The organism is Leptolyngbya sp. NK1-12 (assembly GCF_032598965.1).
Taxonomy (GTDB): domain Bacteria; phylum Cyanobacteriota; class Cyanobacteriia; order Elainellales; family Elainellaceae; genus Elainella.
This window is the reverse complement of the sequence record NZ_CP053586.1, coordinates 6,192,668-6,212,149: the sequence shown is the minus strand read 5'-3', so window position 1 is coordinate 6,212,149 and position 19,482 is coordinate 6,192,668. Positions and strand designations below refer to the sequence as shown.

General features: G+C 53.5%; 15 protein-coding genes. 8 read left to right on the top strand and 7 right to left on the bottom strand.

Annotated features, from left to right (window positions below; translation table 11 throughout):
- Positions 1-171 precede the first annotated feature (171 nt).
- Positions 172-2,628 (top strand): AMIN domain-containing protein, encoded by a 2,457-nt coding sequence (locus tag HJG54_RS26690; protein WP_316432248.1) that lies wholly within the window; start codon positions 172-174, stop codon positions 2,626-2,628.
- Between the two features lie 182 nt (positions 2,629-2,810).
- On the opposite strand, the gene HJG54_RS26685 is transcribed toward HJG54_RS26690, so the two are convergent.
- Entirely contained in the window at positions 2,811-3,329 is a 519-nt protein-coding gene (locus HJG54_RS26685; protein ID WP_316432247.1) for a hypothetical protein, read from the bottom strand.
- A 169-nt stretch (positions 3,330-3,498) separates the two neighbouring features.
- Between HJG54_RS26685 and HJG54_RS26680 the strand changes: the two genes are divergently transcribed.
- The 3 genes from HJG54_RS26680 to HJG54_RS26670 are packed head-to-tail and all read left to right on the top strand — an operon-like array spanning position 3,499 to position 6,376.
- On the top strand, positions 3,499-3,801 hold the full coding sequence (locus HJG54_RS26680; RefSeq protein ID WP_316435671.1) for an HU family DNA-binding protein: 303 nt from the start codon (positions 3,499-3,501) through the stop codon (positions 3,799-3,801).
- A gap of 31 nt (positions 3,802-3,832) precedes the next feature.
- Positions 3,833-4,927 carry a threonine-phosphate decarboxylase CobD gene (cobD, locus tag HJG54_RS26675; protein WP_316432246.1) on the top strand — a complete coding sequence of 365 codons (1,095 nt, stop codon included), beginning with the start codon at positions 3,833-3,835 and terminating at the stop codon, positions 4,925-4,927.
- Positions 4,928-4,945: 18 nt separating this feature from the next.
- Complete coding sequence (locus HJG54_RS26670; protein WP_316432245.1) at positions 4,946-6,376, top strand: dihydrolipoyl dehydrogenase family protein; 1,431 nt, start codon at positions 4,946-4,948, stop codon at positions 6,374-6,376.
- A 540-nt stretch (positions 6,377-6,916) separates the two neighbouring features.
- On the opposite strand, the gene HJG54_RS26665 is transcribed toward HJG54_RS26670, so the two are convergent.
- From HJG54_RS26665 to HJG54_RS26650, 4 genes are all read right to left on the bottom strand, one after another.
- Complete coding sequence (locus tag HJG54_RS26665) at positions 6,917-7,480, bottom strand: IS630 family transposase (protein WP_316435628.1); 564 nt, start codon at positions 7,478-7,480, stop codon at positions 6,917-6,919.
- On the bottom strand, positions 7,462-7,947 hold the full coding sequence (locus HJG54_RS26660; protein WP_316430114.1) for a helix-turn-helix domain-containing protein: 486 nt from the start codon (positions 7,945-7,947) through the stop codon (positions 7,462-7,464). Before HJG54_RS26660 ends, HJG54_RS26665 begins: the two co-directional genes overlap by 19 nt.
- A gap of 401 nt (positions 7,948-8,348) precedes the next feature.
- A complete protein-coding gene (gene dcd, locus HJG54_RS26655; RefSeq protein ID WP_035999006.1) occupies positions 8,349-8,948 on the bottom strand; it encodes a dCTP deaminase in 600 nt (199 codons plus the stop codon).
- 131 nt (positions 8,949-9,079) lie between these two features.
- A complete protein-coding gene (locus HJG54_RS26650; RefSeq protein WP_316432244.1) occupies positions 9,080-9,616 on the bottom strand; it encodes a P-loop NTPase family protein in 537 nt (178 codons plus the stop codon).
- A gap of 467 nt (positions 9,617-10,083) precedes the next feature.
- Here HJG54_RS26650 and rph point away from each other — a divergent pair, with 467 nt between their 5' ends.
- Complete coding sequence (gene rph, locus HJG54_RS26645) at positions 10,084-10,809, top strand: ribonuclease PH (RefSeq protein ID WP_316432243.1); 726 nt, start codon at positions 10,084-10,086, stop codon at positions 10,807-10,809.
- Positions 10,810-11,156: 347 nt separating this feature from the next.
- A complete protein-coding gene (gene sir, locus HJG54_RS26640; RefSeq protein WP_316432242.1) occupies positions 11,157-13,064 on the top strand; it encodes a sulfite reductase, ferredoxin dependent in 1,908 nt (635 codons plus the stop codon).
- An 86-nt stretch (positions 13,065-13,150) separates the two neighbouring features.
- Here sir and HJG54_RS26635 read toward each other — a convergent pair whose 3' ends face one another.
- The gene (locus HJG54_RS26635; protein ID WP_316432241.1) at positions 13,151-13,345 is read right to left on the bottom strand and encodes a DUF2795 domain-containing protein; all 195 of its coding nucleotides are present in this window, start codon (positions 13,343-13,345) and stop codon (positions 13,151-13,153) included.
- A 335-nt stretch (positions 13,346-13,680) separates the two neighbouring features.
- Here HJG54_RS26635 and HJG54_RS26630 point away from each other — a divergent pair, with 335 nt between their 5' ends.
- Positions 13,681-16,863 carry a pentapeptide repeat-containing protein gene (locus tag HJG54_RS26630; RefSeq protein ID WP_316432240.1) on the top strand — a complete coding sequence of 1,061 codons (3,183 nt, stop codon included), beginning with the start codon at positions 13,681-13,683 and terminating at the stop codon, positions 16,861-16,863.
- A gap of 87 nt (positions 16,864-16,950) precedes the next feature.
- Positions 16,951-17,157, top strand: coding sequence for a hypothetical protein (locus HJG54_RS26625; protein WP_316432239.1), 207 nt, complete (start codon positions 16,951-16,953; stop codon positions 17,155-17,157).
- A 93-nt stretch (positions 17,158-17,250) separates the two neighbouring features.
- Here the strand turns inward: HJG54_RS26625 and HJG54_RS26620 are convergent, their stop codons facing one another.
- Entirely contained in the window at positions 17,251-19,446 is a 2,196-nt protein-coding gene (locus HJG54_RS26620; RefSeq protein WP_316432238.1) for a recombinase family protein, read from the bottom strand.
- Between the last annotated feature and the right edge of the window lie 36 nt (positions 19,447-19,482).

The window sequence follows — 19,482 nt, the reverse complement described above, 5'->3', positions numbered from 1 at the left end:
TCGTCGCTATTTTCTCCGTTGAGCGTAAATTAGGGTAAAAAGTGCGCTATATATGGCGAAGTCGATTAAGATTCTAGATATAGAAACGCTATATATAATGCTTTCAAACTCCAAAGATCAGCTCAAGCTTGAGTCAATGGTGCCTGTCAGATCATGAAGGAGGAGTGAACCGTGAAACGGCGTCTTGGATTCGGTAGTTTTCTTAGCAGTGCGGCAATGGTTTTGTTATCCGCACAGGCGGCCCAAGCGGCAGCCACCCAAATCACCAACATACAGGTCAAACCAGCCGACGCTGGATTTGAGGTCGTTCTAGAAACCAGCGATGGAGAACGTCCGCAGGTGTTTACCGTGAATCGAGGCAACGCTTTAATTGCCGATCTGGTCAACACTGAGTTGCAGCTTCCTGAGGGCAACAGCTTTGAGCAGGCCAATCCAGCTCCAGGCATTCGTTCCATTACCGTAGCCCAACTCGATGAAAATAGCGTGCGGGTGACGGTAGATGGCGGTAATACAACTCCGGTTGGGCAGGTCAGCCAGGGACAAAACGGCATTGTGCTCAACGTCAGTCAAGCGACGGCAGCCAATTCGGCAGCTCGCGCTCAATCGGCTCCAGCCTCTGCCGCGCCTCAAACCGGTTCATCCTCAGCCGCTCCAGCTCCACAGGTCGCGCAGGCTAACCGCTCTAGAGATGTACTGGTGCCCAATCCACAGATCACGATTGATGGCGTTCCGGCGGTAGACGGCCTACCTGAGTACACACCGCCCCTGCTGCCGCGAGCCATTGCCCCACCGTTGGGAGACATCTCGGTTTCTAATATCGACTCTTCGCCGTCTGAGATTAATCTTGGCTCTGATGAGGTAGTGCCTCGGCTAGTTCTACGCGATGCCCCGGCCAGAGATGTGCTGTCGCTGTTGGCCAGAGCCGCAGGGTTAAACGTGGCCTACGTCGATGGCGCGACTCAAGCTGCTGATCCGCAACAGCCCGATGCCGCCCCCGCTGAAGTCAGGGTTTCTTTGGACATCGAAAATGAGCCGGTGCAGAATGTGTTTAACTACGTGCTGCGAGTAGCCGGTCTAGATGCCAATCGAGTCGGTCGCACCATTTTTGTTGCTCCTAGAACCAGAGGTGGACTACCCGATTCCGCTCGGAACTTGATTACGCGCACTCTGCGTTTGAACCAGGCCGAAGCTCTGACAGCAGCAACCTATCTAGCAACCTTGGGAGCCGAAGCCCGCCAGTTTTTTGAGGGCGGTACCCAAGTTGTCACGACTCGAGATGAGGTTACAGGAGTTGTCAGAACCGTAGAGGAACCAAGACCTCCCCGGATTGAAACAGTTCGACTGAACACAGCACCTGATCAAGTTTTGCAAGGAGCCAGAGTCCTCGATGGTCTGGCTGTAACGGCAGATCCACGCTTAAACTCGGTGACGCTCTCCGGTGAACCGCGCCAAGTTCAAATGGCGGAAGCAGTATTGGCCCAGCTCGATCTACGGCAGCGGCAGGTGGCTGTCAACGTCAAGATTGTGGATGTCAATCTGCTAGCCACCGAAGACTTTAACACCAGTTTTTCCTATGGTGATGGCGACTTCTTTGGTGTGATTGATCGGGGCGCTGCTGTAATTAACGTGGGTCGCTATAACCCGCCCAGTGCGCAAACGGTGAATGGAAACACAGCCGCTCCGCCGATCATCCCCAATCCCTTTGAAGGCGAACCCTTCCTTGATCCAAACAATCGCTTGACGATTCGCGGTGGCGGTGGTGGAATTGTGCAGCCTAACGGTAATTTTGATCCTACCGATGCCACGTTCCTCTTACCCAGTCGTCCGCTCGGTAATAATGGCAATCCCCTCAATCCAGGCATTACTGATTTTGAGCAGGGCGATCCAACGATTATCACGCGGGATCCGACGACCGGTGCCGTTACCGTGACGCAAGGAACTAACTCGGAAATCACTACAGCCCTGCCCAGCCTGTTCCAATATCCTCAGCGGTTCCTGGCGAGGCTACAAGCTCAAATTGTCAGCGGTAATGCCAAAGTATTGACCGATCCAACCCTGGTGGTGCAAGAAGGTGAAACCGCCAACGTTAACTTGGGGCAAGAAGTGATTGGACAGGTTGATGGTGAAGTGGTTCCGGTAGAAGGCGGTGGTCAGCCTATCGTCAGCTCTCAAATTCAGAAAGTAGTAGCCGGTTTGCAGTTGGCCGTAGAGATCGAGCGCGTGGATGACAATGGCTTTGTGACCCTGCGAGTTCAACCGACGGTCACAGCTCCGATTCGGGAAGTTGATCTTTCAACGGATGTGCTGCCCAACCGGGCCACGTTGCTCTCGGTCCGGCAGGTGCAGTCAGGCCGGATTCGACTACGCGATAATCAAACCTTGATTTTATCGGGAATTATCCAGGAAACGGACCGCACCACCGTCACGAAAGTGCCGATTCTAGGCGATATTCCGATTTTGGGAGCCTTATTTAGAAGTACAAGCCGTGAGAACAGCCGACAAGAAGTGATTGCGCTGGTGACGCCCAAGATTTTGGATGATTCTGACTTCTCGAACTTCGGCTACCGCTATGTGCCGACTCGTGAAGTGCAGGAAATCCTGCAGCGGCGCGGAGTTCAGGTGCCTTAAGCGCTGGGCAGCAAACAAGGCTGTTGAATAGCAAACAAGGCTGTTGAATAGCCGAACAGGTTGGGATGGTGCATGTAGGGATAGATCGGGTGACGCGAACGGTTGCAGCAGCTTGGCTGAGCTTGCCGAATGCCTTCGTCCTGGGTCTGTCCCTACTTTCGTTGCTGGTGCTGCTTTAGCTGTTAGTGTCTAGAAACCCAACAGCTGTTGTTGAGAAACCAGCGTTGAGAAGCCAGCAATACATTTTGCTCAGAATTGGGAAAAGATAGAAACAGGAATTGCCATGCATGCTGGGAAAGATCGGTTCCATAACAGGTTAGCTCTAACGTTGGTTTTGAAATCGCACTGCCGCTTCTGGAAAAGACGTGAATTTCGAGACCATCTTTTGTAACAGATCGAGGCATGGGCAAGTAAATAGAGCAAGTAAATAGAGTAGGTGTGTTTGGGGGGTGCATTCGAAGAATTATCCCCGAACTAGCCACAAACCGTTTAAGACAATACCGTAAGAATTTCCCATCGGGTTGATCCATCCCCACTTCAGCCTCTTCAACCGCCAGCAAACGAGTCAAAAACTTGCAACAATTCGCAACACTTTTAGCCGCAATTTGGCTCAAATTTGCCGGTTTAGGTGAGTAAATTTGCTTACCAAATAAAAGTTTTCTTAAGAAATCCTCGAAATCTATATAAATTAAAGCTTCCACCGATCCATATTGGATATGTTGCCCTTAGAATAAAGCAGTGAAAATTCGAGTTCATCTGGGTTTCAGCGATCTAACCCAATCTGAGCTGATTCTCACCTCGAATTTTTATCCTCAGATCCAAACTATTGATCTGATGGTTCTGACCGCGTAGGTCAATCTCTCTCTACCACTGACTAATGTTGTTAAGGAGACACCCATGAATAAAGGTGAGTTAGTCGATAAGGTTGCAGAAAAAGCCAACGTTACCAAGAAGCAAGCCGATGCCGTTTTGACAGCGGCAATCGATTCAATTATGGAAGCCGTCTCTCAAGGCGATAAGGTAACGCTGGTTGGTTTTGGTTCCTTCGAGCCACGCGAACGCAAAGAGCGGGAAGGACGCAACCCCAAGACCGGAGAAGCAATGCAGATCCCAGCAACCAAAGTACCCGCCTTTTCTGCTGGTAAGCTCTTCAAGGAAATGGTGGCAAAATAATCCGCCTGTCGTTCGGCGAGGCTTACGAGCCGTGCAAGAGCCGTTTTTACGACCCGCGCATGGGGGGAACCTTGTCTGGGCAGCGTCCTTAGCAGGCTGTTCCCCCTCTGCGATTCTTGATTTTTCAGCCAGTATTAATCCGCTGGGGCCGCCCCAATCGGCGCTTGCAGCAATTCAGGCTAGCCTTAGCTTGTTGCGCGACTATCCTGACCCAGACTATCGCCAACTGCGGCAAGCCCTCAGTCAGCACCATCAGTTGCCAGTAGAATGGATTTTGCCCGGAAACGGCTCAGCGGAGTTGTTAACCTGGGCCTGTCGAGATTTGGCTGCTCTTCCGGGCACCTGCCTGTTTACGCCAGCCTTTGGCGACTACCAACGGGCCTTGGCTGCCTTTGATGCCACAGTTGTCCCTTGTTCGCTGCCGCAACTGACCGCTGCCCTACCTGACGCCACGATTCCGCCGCACATCTTTCAACCGCTGCCTGCTCAGGCTGGCCTGTTGCTCAATAATCCCCACAACCCGACCGGAAAACTGTTCCCGATTGCCGAAATCCTGCCCTGGCTCTCACGTTTTGCTTTGGTGGTGATCGATGAAGCGTTTATGGATTTTTTGCCGCCTCCGCAGCAGCAGAGTTTGATCGAGGCGGTTCCGGCCCATCCAAATTTGGTGATTCTGCGATCGCTGACCAAATTCTACAGTTTGCCTGGACTGCGGTTGGGCTATGCGATTGCCCACCCGGACCGGCTGCAACGCTGGCAACAATGGCGCGACCCTTGGTCAGTGAACATTCTTGCTGCTGAAGCCGCTATCGCCGTTTTGCAAGATACCGCCTTTCAACAACAAACCTGGGATTGGTTGGTTCCTGCTCGCACCCAGCTTTTTGCCGATTTGAACCGTCTTCCTGGCTTGACGCCCTTACCCGGTGCTGCCAACTTTCTTTTGGTGCATAGCCAAACCTCAGTGACCCAACTTCAGCAGCAACTCCTACAGCATCGCCTGCTGATTCGCGATTGTCTCAGCTTTCCAGAGTTGGGCGACTGCTATTTTCGGGTGGCAGTTCGTACAATGGCACAGAATGATCAACTAGTGGCGGGACTGAAGGCCGTATTGGGTGCCAAAGATTGAGCCGGGGATTGAGTCTGTATGACCGTTGATTACGATTTGATTATCGTTGGGGGTGCTGCCGTCGGGCGCTATGCCGCAGCGCGGGCAAATCAGCTCGGTGCCCGGGTAGCCTTGATCGAACCGCCATCTCCGAGTTCGTCTCTGGTGTTGTCGTTGTTAGCCCAGATCAATCAGGCTCTGCGGCAACAGGCTTGTCTGCAACAATGGGGCTACCAGCTCGACGGCACAGCCAAATGGAATTGGTCCCAAACTTTGCAATGGGCTGAGACCCTCGCAGAAACCCAGGCCATATCAATAGCGGCTCCCCATTCTCTGATGCAGCTCACGGCGGCGGGAGTAGAGGTGATGCGAGCCGAAGGCGCATTCTGCCGGCAACCCCAGCTAGGGTTTATGGTGGGCAAGCGGCGGCTGCGCGGACGGAATTACTTGTTGGCTCCCAGGGTTGAAGCCACCATACCGCCGATTGAAGGACTGGCCGCGATCCAGGTAGCCACACTCAATTCCGATTTCCGGTCTAATTTCTGGCCCACCCTACCGCGTCAGGTGCTAATTCTTGGCAGCGATCCGCGCGGGATTGAACTGGCCCAGGTGCTGAATCGCTTGGGCACTCAAGTGACGCTGATTGTTAGCAGCGAGCAGCTCTTGCCCCAGGAAGATCCAGAGGCCGCGTTTCTGGTGCAGGCCATTCTGGAAGCCGAAGGAGTAACCGTCCTGACCCAGACCCAGGTTTCTCAGGTGAGGGCAATCGATGATCAGATTTGGGTCCAGGTGGGCAATCGGGCAATCACAACGGAAGCAATGGTGCTGGCAACCAAACCTCACCTGAGACTGGCCTGCCTTAACCTGGAAGCTGCCGGAGTAAAGTGGCAACCAGAGGGCATTCGGGTCAACCGCAAGCTCCAAACCACCACCTCCCGCATCTATGCTTGCGGTGAGAGTCTGGGTGGCTATGTGTCCGCAGCCCTTGACCAACACGAAGCTGATGTAGCCCTGCACAACGCCCTGTTTCTTCCTACCCAATCAGTAGATTACAGCCGCATTCCCTGGACTCTCTTTACGGACCCAACCCTAGTGCGCATTGGCTTAACCGAATCCCAGGCCAGAAAGCGCTATGGAAATGATGTTTTAGTCGCTCAACAACCGGTACAGGCCCTCACAACCGCCCAGCTCAGCAACGACAGCAACGGCTTCCTGAAGCTGATCGCCAGCTACAAAGGCGAGATTTTAGGTGCGCACGCAATTGCGCCTCAAGCCCAGGAATGGATCGGCATTTTAGCATTAGCGATGCAGCAGCGGCTTCCGCTCAAGGCTCTAGCCCAACTGCCACAACCTTCCCCAACATTTGCTGAACTGATCCAGCGAACGGCAGCGCAACTCCAGCAGCAACGCCGCCGCGAATGGCAGCGCGAATTACTCGAAACCTGGTTCAACTTCCGCCGGTCGCGATGATTGGCAGCGGATGAAAAGCAGAGAACAACTCAACTTGCTGAGCTTACCAAACGGATAGAACAAACTCGACTGGGGCTAAACTCCGAAACTTGGAGATTTACAACCGTAGCCAAAACAATACTGCCCCTTGCAAGGTCCAAAAAATCGGACAGGTCCAGATCTTCGGTCTATCTCCACCTCTATCTAAAAAGGGATCGAGAATTGTATCTGACAGTTTTGTTAGTTAGATTCCGTACTTCGGTGTAAATCCGCAGTGTGAAGCCCAAGTTATTGACAAATGGAACGTTAGTTTCGCGAGAGTAGGAGCCAGGTCGATAAACTTCTGTTTGAAATTTTTTCAAAGACTGTCCAGGAACCTGAACATAAGACGTAGAACGTATCCTACCTCCTCGAATAGTTCCACTATCGATTTGAGCTGAAAATCTTGCTCCAGGCGCAACATCTATCCTAAAAAAATCCACCTGATCGTTGCGGTCGAGTTTGCCATTAATCCTGAGTGTTGTCGGGACAGAGCTAGCCCTCAATGTACCTACAGCCATCCTAGATAGGAGATGAACAGTAGCCGTACATAAACGCCTTGGCGAAAGCAAAGGTTTGACAATGCGTGACCAATTGAAACAGAAACTTGACCGACCCAAATCTTCTACACATTCGTGCATACTTGCGAATAAACTGCTTCGCTTGTAACCAAACATCCTCAACTGGATTCTGCTCAGGTGCATTAGGGGCTAAGCGAATACAGGTAATCTTCCACGCCTCAGTCGGTAAGCCTCCATTGGTCTGCTCCAGAAATTCCTGCACCACCTTTGAGCGGTGGTAGCTCACCCCATCCCAGACAATCACCAGGCGCGTGTTCTCAACATACAAAGACTGGAGATACTGTAGGAAGGCAACCGTATTCTCTTCGTTGCCTGCGCTGTACTCTTTGACAACAAACTGCTTGGTGAGATAATCCAATGCCCCATAGTAGGTCTGTCGTTGCTTGGTAGACTTGACTTCCACATCCACCCGTTGCTTGCGGCGGCTCCACCCATAGCCACTGATATCGCCCCACAACAGGTGGCATTCGTCGAGAAATAAAACTCTTAATTGTCCATCGGCGATCTCAGATTGATGCGTTGCCAGTAGCGCTTCAAGTTCTCTTTTTTTTCCTGAACCAGAGTTTCATCCTTGTCAGGGTGAACCGGTTGTGCCTTCTTCCAACTGAAGCCAGCGTCTCTGAGCAGGGCATAGTAGCTCTGGAGTGATTGGTAGACCACCCCATACTCATCCTCAATGTGGTCAATTACCTCCTGGAGTGTCCAAGCATCCTGCCCGTCGAGCCACCGAAACAACGCTTGCTTCTGCTCACAATCGAGATAGCCTTGGGTGCCCCAATAGTTGGAGCGCAGTCCCTCCACACCTGAGCATTCGTAGCGTTGATGGCTAGCTGTGATGAAGCCAACCGACACTTGCAGAATGTCACGGATCTCCCGATAGCTGTGACCGCCTTGACTCATCTGCACAGCGAGTGCACGCTTGAGTTCCAACGGAGGTGGGTTACTTTGAATGAACTGTTCGAGCGTTTCCATCGGCTGAGGGGGTAAAGTTTGGGGCACGTCCTCAGCCTACCATTTGTTCACATCCTATTTAGGATGCCTATATAAATTTAGCAGTATTGAATGAGTTGTCTCTAGTGAAGGATGTTGACAAAGGTGAAGATGATGCCAAAGAGTGAGATGGAGAGGGATTGGGGAGCAAAGGTCTATCCATAGCAAAAATCTCTGTAGAGACTCTGTAGAGACAAAGTGGGAAAGCTTTTCTCACTTATCTAAGCGTCTTACACAGACAACAAACTCTTATCCGGCAAAAGTTGAGTTTTTGCCTAGCAATTCTCATTTTGAAACATTTGTACTGAATTAAGAGCCTTCAAAGGCTTTCTTACTCAATTTTCTGAACGACGGAATGAAGATTTCAGCGATTCAATAAGGCATCAAACCTTTGCCAGCGTGACTCGCTCTTGCTGGTCCTGATATTTACCGCGTCGAGCTTCATAACTGACCGCACAGGGTACCCCTTCCAGGAACAAAAGCTGCACTACCCCTTCATTGGCGTAAATCCGACAGTCGGCACTGGAAGAATTGGAAAACTCCAGCGTTAGATGACCACGCCATCCCGCTTCCGCAGGCGTCAGGTTGGCAATCAGGCCAATTCGGGCATAAGTACTCTTGCCAATGCAGATCACTGTCACATTTTCCGGTACTTGCAGCCGCTCTAGCGCCACCCCCAATCCATAGGAATGGGCAGGAATCACAAAGTAATCGCCATCCTCATCCGATTGCAGCGGCACCGATTCAAGGTTATGAGGATTAAACCGCTTCGGGTTCACCACTGTGCCTGGAATGTGACGAAACACCAAAAATTCTGACGGCGACAGGCGAATATCATAGCCATAGGACGACAGCCCGTAGCTCAAAACTGGACGAGTCAAGCCATTACCAGCCACCGGAACCGCTCGCACCAGATGCGACTCGAAGGGGTCAATCATACCTTTCTGAGCCTGCTCAATAATCCAGCGATCATTTTGCAACATAGATTTGTATCTCTCTGAATCAGCACGCATTTAGCAACATGCCCATGATACTGACCTCCCAGATTTTGACACGCATTTTTTACAAATCGGTCAAATCAGCCAAATCGACTGCGTCCTGCAGGTGCTGAGCGTTAGGGTCGATGGGTCCGGCGCAGTTCTGTGATTTGATCCGCCACATCTAAAATGGCCTGCGGCATCTCAGGTCCAGTTAAAATCAGATCCACCTGCCGGGGGCGCTGCCGAATAAAATCCAACACATCTGCTTCCGAAATCAAGCCAAAATTGATCGCCAGACTCAGCTCATCCAGCACCACTAGCGCATACTGCCCTGCCGCCACAACGGTTTGAGTGTGTTGCCACAAATCATCTAGTGCGGTCAGCTCGGCCTCCGCCATCTCCGGCGTATCAATACAGCGAGACAGGTTGCAGCGAAGCCAGTCGAGATGTTGAGCTAACTGCACCGGATGCTGATAGCCCTGCCCAATCCCACCCTTCAGAAACTGCACCACCAGCACTGGTGTACCCTGCCCCGCAATCCGAAGTGCCTGCGCCATCACGCTGGTAAAAAAACTGCGGTGGGGACAGGTAAAGACCTGAACCAGCCCCTCGATCGAGTAGGACAACGTAGAACTGCCACCGCGAGTAGGGGCTTCGAGTTGAGAAACCATAAGAATGCTGCCAACTAGCTGTTACAAAATACAAACACTGGATTTGCCACTCCCAAAGATGCACCAAGTCAGAACGCACAAATCGGCATCCTTTGATCTATCTCTAGACTAGTGCAAAAGTACCACTCCAGGTCAGAGCACTAAACTAAGGGCTGCCATAAATATAGCGTGACTATCAGCTCTGCCCCCCCTATAAAACACCATATGTAACAGACTCGTCAAGACGCCTCACGTGACGATCTGCCAGCTCAACCCTCTTAAATTGCCCAAACAGCCTTCTGCCTAGCAACCCAACCTGCTTACTTCTTTCACTTCAGCCTGATTACATCAGATTCAGAAACCCTCAAACGACTGAATTCCTCCCCATCTCCCCTCGTTCGGCGACGCTCACGAGCCGCATCTCCCCCATCCCCTTCCCCCCTTCCCTCCCCTGCTGTATCCTGGGTGAGGATCTCAAGGCAGGCATCATGGTTTGGCAGCGTCCCGACGGTCGGCAACCCGATCAACTTCGTTCTATCCGGTTTGAACGCCACTTTACGCGCTTTGCGGCAGGGTCAGTGCTAGCCCATTGTGGCGATACGCAGGTTTTATGTACGGTCACGATCCAGCCAGGGGTGCCCAAATTTCTAGAAGGCAGCGGTCAAGGTTGGTTGACCGCAGAATACCGCATGTTACCCACAGCAACGATGCAGCGCCAGCCCAGGGAGTTTATGAAGCTGTCTGGCCGCACCCAGGAAATTCAGCGCTTGATTGGTCGCAGCCTCCGCGCCGCCCTCGACATGGAAGCCCTCGGAGAACGCACCCTCACTGTAGATGCCGATGTGCTCCAGGCGGATGCCGGTACGCGCACAACTTCGATTACGGGCGGGTTTGTGGCCCTTTCGGATGCAGTCAACTCATTGGTGCAAGCAGGCGAACTTGCTAAGTCACCAATTCGGCAGCAAATTGCGGCCGTGTCGGTGGGGCTGCTAGAAAAGGAACCGATGCTGGACCTCAACTACACCGAAGACGTAGCCGCAACAACTGACTTTAACGTTGTCATGGATAGCAACCTGGAGTTGATCGAAATTCAGGGCACCGCCGAAGCCGGTAGCTTTAGCCGTCACCAACTCAACCGCATTCTGGACTTAGCCGAAAAAGGTATTAAGGAACTGATGGAGTTACAGCGGCAGGCGATTGCAAATATTAGGTGATTGAAGCAGGCAGCAGCCAGCAGCCAGGAGGTAGAGTAGAAGCTGATTGCATAGCTGCAGAATCTGTGGCTGGGAGCTTGTGGTGATTGATTCCAGGTCACTGATAACAACTGATAACAAAGGAGCAGGACAAGGAAGCAGTGACCAATCCCACCCACTAGTGTTTTTAAAGTCAAACTTTTTCTAATAAAGCTCCAGCAGTTAATCAAATAATGCAATGCTAAGATCAGACAGTCCCTTTCACCCTAAATCCGAGCGGGAAACCGGATATAGATGAGGGGTTATAGATGAGGGACTTGATCGCCCTAAAGTAAAGTCGCTAGATTACAAGTGCTGAGTTAGCTGCAATGGTTACCACTCCTTCCCAACCGATTACCGCACCGAGAGTTTCTAAAGTCGAAGGGCTGAAAGAACGCAGTCGAGCACTGCGCGAACCTGTCGCTACTGAAATTCTGCAAGACACAACCCACTTCAGCGAAGACGCAGCTCAGATCCTGAAATTCCACGGCTCGTACCAGCAAGACAACCGAGATAACCGGATCAAAGGGCAGGAGAAGGACTACCAGTTCATGCTGCGTACCCGGAATCCGGGCGGCTTTATTCCGGCCCAGCTCTACTTGGCGCTGGATCAGCTCTCGGAAACCTACGGCAACCACACCCTGCGGGCGACCACTCGGCAAGGTTTCCAGATTCACGGCATTCTGAAGCGTAACCTCAAAACAGTCATTGCCGAAATCGTGCGCAACATGGGATCGACCCTGGGTGCATGTGGCGACCTCAACCGTAATGTCATGGCTCCGCCCGCTCCTTACAAGAACCGGCAGGACTATTGCTATGCTCGCGAGTATGCCGACAATATTGCTGACCTGCTGACGCCCCGAACCGGAGCCTATTACGAAATTTGGCTGGATGGCGAAAAAGCGATTACGGCAGAACCCAACCCAGAAGTGGTCGCTGCGCTCCAGCGCAATGGCACTGGCACCATCTTTCACGACAAGGAAGAGCCAATCTACGGCACTTACTACATGCCGCGCAAGTTTAAGTGTTGCGTCACGGTACCCGGCGACAATTCGGTAGATTTGTTCTCGCAGGATGTGGCGCTCGTGGTGCTGACCAATGCAGCCGGAGAACTGGAAGGCTTTGATGTCTACGCCGGCGGTGGCTTGGGTCGTACCCACAACAAAGAGGAAACCTTTGTTCGCATTGCTGACCCAATTGGCTATGTCGATAAGGCCGATGTCTACGACCTGATGAAGGCGATTGTCGCGACCCAGCGGGACTATGGCGATCGGTTTAACCGCCGTCACGCTCGCATGAAGTATTTGCTGCACGACTGGGGCGTCGAAAAGTTTCGGGCCAAGGTGGAAGAATACTTTGGCAAACCGATTCAGCCGTTCCGTCCGCTGCCGGAATTCCAGTATCTCGATTACTTGGGCTGGCACGAGCAGGGAGACGGCAAGCTGTTTTTGGGCATTTCAATCGAAAACGGACGGATCAAAGACGAGGGCAGCTTCCAGCTCAAGACCGCCCTGCGGGAAATCGAACAGAAGTTCGCCCTGCCAATGCGGCTGACCGCTAGCCAAAACTTGATTCTGTACGAGATCGATCCAGCAGACCAGGTTGCCATTCAAGCGATTCTGGATCGCTGCGGCGTGCAGCGCGAAACTGCAATTGATACGCTGGTGCGCTACTCGATGGCCTGTCCAGCCTTGCCCACCTGTGGTTTAGCCATCACCGAATCGGAACGGGCGCTGCCCAGTATTCTGGAGCGGATTCGGGCCTTGCTGATGAAGGTGGGCTTGAAGGACGAGCATTTCGTTATTCGAATGACGGGTTGTCCTAACGGTTGCGCCCGTCCTTACCTAGCGGAATTGGGATTTGTGGGCCAATCGCCCAGCGCCTATCAACTGTGGCTAGGAGCAGCACCCAACCAAACTCGTCTCTCCCGGCCCTACATCGACAACATGGAAATTGATGATCTGGAAACAACGCTGGAGCCGCTGTTCGTCTACTTCAAGAAAAACCGCAAAAAGCGCGAGAGCTTCGGCGATTTCTGTGATCGAGTCGGATTCGATACGCTACGCCAGTTTGCGGCCACCTATGAACCCGCCACAACCGCGAAACGCACTCGTCATCGGGTTGGGGTTTACGATCCGGCCTATAGCAAACTCAAAGCAGCGGCAGAACAGCACGGTAAGCCGATGACCGCATTAGTCAACGAAGCGATTGAAGCCTACCTGAAAACGCTGGAGTAGGCCGCAAGTTTGCTTGACCCAATTGTGCTGAGCGCTGGTTGGAAAGCCAAACGCTGACCAGTGCTCAGACCGTACTAACCCAACCTCTATTCCAATTCGCCAACGGCTTGGTTGACGTCGGTAGGCGTTTCGTACTCCTCGTCGGGAAGTTGTTCCAGCAGATCGAGAATATCGTCATCTGCGCCCTGTTCCTCGGCATGGTCGATCAAGTCATCTTTAGAGGCTGGATAGTTCATGCCTTTCAGGTATTTCTGCAGCTCGATTGGATTGACGGTAGCCATCGGTCAAGTTCTCCTGCGCAACCATAGTCTTGGACGATCACCTAGCATCTTAGGCAGTTCAAATTTAGGCAGCCTCGTACCTAAGACAGACGTTGGCCCGCTCAACATTGCGGCGGTTGGCAATCAGATTTACACACAAGCGTGTAAAGCCTAGGTACTTTAACTCGGGGTATAAGCAACGCCAGATGCTGTTACAGGCTCAGGTAATGTCACATACAGGTAATGTCACAGTGCTGTTAGCAGGTGTTGTTTTACGTCAAATTTCGTGTGCAATCTTGCTGCTGCTTCAAAAAGTGAGCTACCTTCGATGAGGCATCCACACATCAGAGGCAGCCATGACCATGCCGATCTGGAAGCTCTTGCAGGCGGACCTCAGAGACCTTGCTTCCACCCACTCCTCAGCCAATTCCGACTCCGCTTCCTCAGGAATGGTGCTGGCTCGTCTGCAGCGGCTGTTACCCGTTCTAGAACAGCAAAATTCTCTATTCGCCGTTTTGACCTTACCGCTAGCCGAGTTAGCTGCCGCCTTACCGGATTTATCAAGAGAAAACCCTGCGTTTGTGCCGTTGGCTGCCGAGCTGTTGCAGCGGTATCAGATCCGCACCCAGCAGGCTCCCAGTTTGGGGCAGGCCGTTGAGCTACTGGGGCAGGCGGCTTATCTGGATCAGTTTTGCGCAACGTTTCAGCGGCCCAAAATTCAGCGCTGGATTGGGCAAGTTGGGCAGGCAGCCGCTGCCGAGGCCGTTCAGCACCAGTTTCGGATACTAACAGGCTTAAAGCTAGAGGGGCAGGATGCGCGGCAGGCAGTCGTGGCTTTCTCTACGTCTCGATTGGCAACCGTCCTGAATCGCCTCTTAGCAGCTCGGCTCACCCAGTTGGGGCTTCAGCCAGCGCCAGCTCAGCAGATTGCGGCTCAAATTGCTTTTAATACTGAACCCCAAATCCTGCCGGCCCTAGAGCAGGCGGGAGCCGCGATGCAGCCCTGGGTGGCCTGGTACCGCGATGACGATGCAGACCGTTTAGAGCGTCACCTGCGTCTCGATGCCTACCTAGATGACTATATTCAACCGCGTCCAGCAGAGCTGGTCTTTAATGAGTCCTTCAGTCTGCGTGACATCTATGTACCGCTAAAAGCACAGATCCTCACCAGCGATGGCGAACCTGATTTTGACCAGCCGCCAGTCGATCTGGAAGAATGGACCAAAGCTCAGCTCAGTCAGACCGAAGCCGATCAGGTCTTGCTAGTGCAGGGCGGTTTCGGGCGAGGTAAATCCACCTTTTGCCGCATGTTTGCCGACTGGGTCAGGCAGCAGCAATACCCCCGTTGGACGCCGGTGTTGATTCCGCTTCAGGAACTACGGTCGCTTGGCAATGACTTTGAGGAACTTTTGCGGCAGGCCGTGCCTTCCCATTGGACCCAAGACCCCGACTGGTTGGCCCAGGGTGACACCCGCTTTTTGTTTCTGCTAGATGGATTCAGTGAGCTAAATCTAGAGGACAACAGCAGCCTCGAGCAGTTCTTCCAGCAGGTTGGTAAATTTCAAGAAAGCTGTGCCAGCCATCCAGAAATGGGGCATCGGATCATCATTACCGGGCGCTCGCTGATGATCAAAACCCTGGAGCGGTTATTGCCTCCTAATCTGGCTAGGGTGGAAATTCTGCCATTTGATGCCGCGCTTCAAACCCGCTGGCTAGCACAGTGGGAACGGCTAACAGGCGCAGCTACTTCCAGCCTCAAGGCTATGTTGCAGAACATTGACGTTCCGGAGCAAAATGCTCATTTGACCCGTGAACCCCTAATGCTGTACTTCTTAGCGGCAATGCATCGGGATGGAGAACTGCGGCTCGACATGCTGGAGGAAACCAACGTCGCCAGAGCCAAATTTCTGCTGTATCAGCAAATCTTCTACTGGGCACTGACCAAGCACCGGCCTGGTTTGTTACAGCGACAGCTCAGCCCCACCGAAATTGAGAGCCTGCGCCGCCTGCTAGCCGAAGTGGGCCTATGGGCCGTACAAACCGGATCGGAAACCGTGCCGCTAGCCCAAATTGCTACCCGACTCCAGCACGACCAGGAAGTACAAGCCCTACTTGCCGAACTGCAGACCAAACTGCAAGACCACGCCCTCACCAATCCCCTGGTGACGCTCTACAGCCGGGGCGATCAGAGCTATATCCGCTTTACCCACAACAGTTTTGGCAAGCTGTTTTGCAGTCGCCGTCTGCACGAAGCCCTAGAGGACTGGGCTACCACCCTGACTCGCCGCCAAAAGCCGGAACCGCTGGTGCCTACCGAAACGATGGACTGGCAAATCTTCGACCTGCTGGGCTACGGTGGCCTCACCGCCGAAATGACCGAATACCTGATGGTGCTGCTGAACGCCAACCCTGACCTAGATGCCGCCTATCTGTTCAAGCGGCTAGAAAGCTTTTACTGGCGCTGGTGTGGAGGTCAATTTATGGATGCCCCACCGGAAAGCCTGCCCCAAAAAGCCTCCCGCCTGCTGCGCCAGCCCCATCCAGCCCTAGGACAGCGACAAGCCGATATCTATGCTGGATTCAACGTGATGATTCTGCTGCTAGAGCTGCATCGCTACGCCCGCTCTCAAAACGAATCCCAGGACGAAATTGCCTTTTATCCCTGCGGACGCCAAGGCAGTCCAGACTTTGTCCCCGAACGATTGCTGCGGATGATCGGCTACAGCCACTGCGTTTCGCCCAGCGCCTTTCGAGCCATTGTTGGCCCCTATCTGAGTGGAACCAACCTCAGTGGTGTGGTTTTGACGGGCACCGACCTCAGCGGCATTGATTTCAGTGGAGCCGACCTGCGCAGTGCTGACCTCAGCCGCACCCATTTACGCGGAGCCAACCTCAGCCGTGCCAATCTGGTTGGAGCCAGTTTGGATGGAGCCAACCTCAGCAGCGCCGATCTGCGGGGGGCCAATTTGATCGGAGCCAACCTGCGGGGGGCCGATCTAAGCAGCGCTTCCCTGAGTGGAGCTGACCTGAGCAGCGCCAATCTGGTTGGAGCCAGCCTCAGCCGCGCCGACCTGCGGGATGCCGACCTCAGTGGAGCCTACCTGCGGGGGGCTAGCCTCCAAAGTGCGGACCTCAGCCGTGCCTACCTGATTGGAGCGAGCTTAAGTGGAGCCAGTCTCAACGCTGCTGATTTGGGCCATGTGGATCTGAGCGATGCCAATCTCCACGGAGCTGACCTGAGTGATGTCAACCTGCGCCACGCCGACTTAAGCGGAGCCGATTTGATCGGAGCGTACCTGAATGGAGCCAGCCTCTGTGGAGCCAGCCTCTGCAACGCCAGCCTTAACAGTGCCGACTTGATCGGGGCCGATCTTTGCGGGGCTGACCTGAGCAGCGCTAACCTGATCGGAGCCGAATTAAGCGATCTGACTGCTGGTGAGGTGAAGTGGAGCGAACGCACCAAGTGGGAAGATGTGCGGGGCCTAGACGCGGCTGTGAGTGTGCCTGAAGCCCTGAAGCATCAGCTGGGTTTAGGGTAGTTCGCGAAGAATCCCCATCTGGTCAGAGGGCAAGCCAGAATCAGCCTCCTAAGCTGAAAGGACGTTCCCTATCTGGGAGGAAGCCCAATGAACAGAACCCTAGCGACGGTAGTCCTCACCCTGTTACTACTGCTCGCCATTGTCGCGCCGTTTTCAGCCCTCTCCGCCCTGATGCTGATTGTCGTTGGCACGCTGGTTTATGGATTGGTCGTAACGCTGGTCAAAGCGTTTGTCACGGCTGATGTCAGTGATGTCAGTAATGTTAGTGATGTCAGCAACGATACGGATTCTTGAAGGTATAGCCGTCGCCATGATAGTTAGGACAGAGACATTGTTGTGGGCGTTCTATCTCTTCTGGCAAACACGATGGGATTGAACCCACCAGATTTAATTCACCGGCACTGCCGCATTCACAATCGGCATCAAGGCTCCAGATTGCTCTTGCCCATTCACCGCCAAATCACAGTGGCAGAGGTAGACCCGTACTGACCGTTGATCAGAGGAATCGGTCACACGACCCAGTAAGTCTACAATTTCCCGCTCCAGGTAATTCTGGTTTGCCGTAAATTCGTCAGCCGCGGTCCAAATCCGGTTTAGCCGTTGGCGCAGGAACAGTGGTGCTGCAAATAAACTGACCCGTCCCGTTAGCCAAAACGGGGAACCAGCATCGAGCCAAAACTGCCAGCGATGGTAAAGTCGCTCGCTGCGGTATTGATAGATCGTGGCTAGGGTGACGGCTGGTTTGGCAGGATCCCTTGCTTCAGCAGGCGGATTGCCCGTGATGGTTCCGGCTCGCAACAGCTGAATGAATCGACCGGCAGTGGTCGCAGCAGAAACCGGAGTGCGATTAAACTGCCCCAACCGACTCTCTACCTCCCAATAGTGCTGGGCAGCCTCCATCAACTCCCGCAGCAGCGTCTGTTGGTCGTAGGTCAACTCACCGCTGAAAAACCGCTGAATAGCCCGTTCTATCATTACTGCCGGGCTGATAGTAGCCTGCTGTTGCTGAACTGTGAGCCACTGCAAAAATTCGCCATAGGCTTCGGCAGCCTGATAGCCCAACCGATCCCAGCGGGGAAAACTCGTGGCTGGCAGCAGTTGGGGAGTCAGCGGATCTGGCACAAAACAATGATCGGCCAGTAGCCCTGCCCGGACTGGATCGATGCGCGGCTTTCCCGCCATTCCCTGAGGCGTGATCGAAAACGAAGGGGCATCAGGTGCAGATGCAGCCACCGCCGCACGAGGTTGGCTCTGGCTCAAAATTACCAGCATCTCGGCCACCGCCTCCCGGTCCACCAAACGGCCTAAGTTGGGATAGATCAGGGCCAGCAGAGTCAAAAGGGAGCGCACCAACGGCGACCGCACCAACGGCTGCTGCAGATTGAGCAAAACCAGTGGAATCCCCTTGCTGCTCAAAATTTCTTCCAGCGTGTAGCGAGTAATCGCATCCAAACCCGGCGCAATAATCGCGATCTCCTGCGGTTGCACCTCCTGAGACTGAACTGCTGTAGCGATGATTTCAGCAGTTTGGCGCAGCAGTTGGGCCTTCGACACGGTTTGAATCAGCCGCACCGAGTCGGGTAACTGGGGCATCGACAGCGGGTTCCGAATCGCTTCTACTACGACCTGCCCCCAGCCAACCGCCAAATTATCCGCAGGAGGTTGAAGGAGTTCCACTCGACAGCGCTCGGCCAAACCAGCCCAGTAGTCGGGGTCGGCTCCCAGCCCTAGACGAATCCCGCCCTGAGGATTAAAGCTGAACGCCGCCGGAATGTCCTGATCCAGAAAAAACTCAAATAGGGCACGGGCTGCCGCGGGATACTCGTCTACGTCATCGGCCAGCACAGCTCGATAGCGCTGTTTTAACTGCTGCTGATAGCGAGGATTGGGCAGCAGATAGCGCCAGTACAGTTCGCTCAAAATGGCGTAGGTTAGAATCCCCCGTTCCAAGCACCAGCGCCACCAGCGGTTCACTGCATCACCCATCTGTCGCCACAGCTGTGGTGAGCCAGCTTGCTCGGTCAAACCCTCTTCTAACAGCAGGGGAATTTGTTCGTGGGGAGTGCCACTCGCTGCTGCCAAGCGCAATAGCTCCAACGTCCGCTGCACCATCATTGCATCGGGGACGCCAGTCTGCCGTAACTGCCCCGATTCTAGCTGAGGCTGCCAAAGCCGCGCCGCCAACTCCTGTTCGGTTTCAGGATGCAGACGCATCGGAGCCTCTGTCTTTAACTCCAATTGCGCCATCAGCAGCGGCCAGAATTGCATCACCTCATTTTGAAAAAAGCCAACGGGTGTGAAACACTCAAACAGAGTTGAGCTTGCTGGAGTTGCGGCTGGTGCGATTCGGTCTAGCAGAGACAGACGGTTGCTGCTACTAGCGGCAAAAATCAGACATGGCGGCGCTTGAGATACCAGCGAAAACCCCGATTCCGGGCTTTGTACCCCAGCAGTTTGCACCCCAGTCCAGTGGCGTAACTGCTCAATTAACCGAGTGGTTTTACCGCTGCCAGTAGCTCCTGTATACCAGATCGAAGTTGTAGGTACCGACCCCGCTTGGAAGGATTTGTTATGATACTGCATAATTTAATTCTAGATCTTTAGATTGAACAATACAGG